This window comes from Vibrio sp. 1731 (assembly GCF_033339955.1).
GTDB classification, from domain to species: Bacteria; Pseudomonadota; Gammaproteobacteria; order Enterobacterales; family Vibrionaceae; genus Vibrio; species Vibrio alginolyticus.
This window is the reverse complement of sequence record NZ_JAWOVO010000150.1, coordinates 1-1,101: the sequence shown is the minus strand read 5'-3', so window position 1 is coordinate 1,101 and position 1,101 is coordinate 1. Positions and strand designations below refer to the sequence as shown.

2 protein-coding genes are annotated in these 1,101 nt (G+C 47.3%); both read left to right on the top strand.

What is annotated here, in order from left to right; translation table 11 throughout:
* The coding region (locus R7035_RS25835; RefSeq protein ID WP_318146395.1) for a GlyGly-CTERM sorting domain-containing protein at window positions 1-776 on the top strand (776 nt) is incomplete at its 5' end.
* Window positions 777-953: 177 nt separating this feature from the next.
* Window positions 954-1,101: glutamine amidotransferase-related protein (locus R7035_RS25830; RefSeq protein WP_411913243.1), on the top strand; the 148-nt coding region annotated here is incomplete at its 3' end.

Genomic DNA, 1,101 nt, shown 5'->3' with positions numbered 1-1,101 from the left:
CGAAAGAGAAATACGGCCGTGATATCTACACAGCGGGTTACACCACAATCAACGGTGGTGAGTTGCAAGTTGAGCAAACGCAAATCAAACAAGGTTACGGCCTGAACAACCTTAATACCTTGCTGCATGGCACAGACACGTTTTCGTACACCTATTCTGGTGAGCTGGGCAATTTAGACCACGCCTTGGCAAGCAACAGTTTGGCGCAAAAAGTGGTAGCGATTGAAGATTGGCACATTAACTCACTAGAAAGTAACTTGTTTGAGTACGGCAGCAAATACACAGGTGATATGCCGAAATACAAAGACGCGTTCTCGGCATCTGACCACGATCCTGTGATCATCGCGATTGATTTACCTGATACGGATATCGATTTACCGAAAGCGGGTGAAAACTTAGCGGTAGATGTACGTTTGCCACCAAACGCGGTTGCAGGTGACATCGTGACTGTTAGCTTAACCGTCGCGACTCAAGCTACCGCTGTAAGTAGTGACGCGAAAGCTTACTCAGCGAGCAAGACTTTAGATCAAACGGACATTAAAGCGCGCAGCGTGAATGTTGAGTTTGAACAGGCGCCAGAGCAAGGTAACTACCAACTGGAAGAGAAAGTGACAGACTCGACTGGCAACGTCGTTAAGTTTAGCTCTGCTCGTGCAGTCTCTATGACTCAACCTGAAACGGGCACCACAGATTCGAAAGACTCTGATGGTGGTTCGTTTGGGTTTGGTGCACTGCTAGCAATGCTTGGACTTGGCTTGTTCCGCCGCCGCCGTTAAGCCACTCCTGTCCTAAAAACATAGCTGTAAAACTCAAAGGCCAGCCGATGCTGGCCTTTTTATTGCGCAAAGACTTGCCTTTCTAATTGGGTGTTGCAAAATACCGCCCTCAATTGTGGTAAACCAGACAATTGATCCCTAAGCCTTGCCAAAACGGATTGGAGCAGCCGACACGCTATGTTGTTGATCATCGATAACTACGATTCTTTCACTTATAACCTTTACCAATACTTTTGCGAGCTTGGCGCTCAGGTAAAGGTCGTGCGCAATGACGAAATCGACATTCAAGGTATCGAAGCCCTCAATCCAACCCATTTGGTGATTT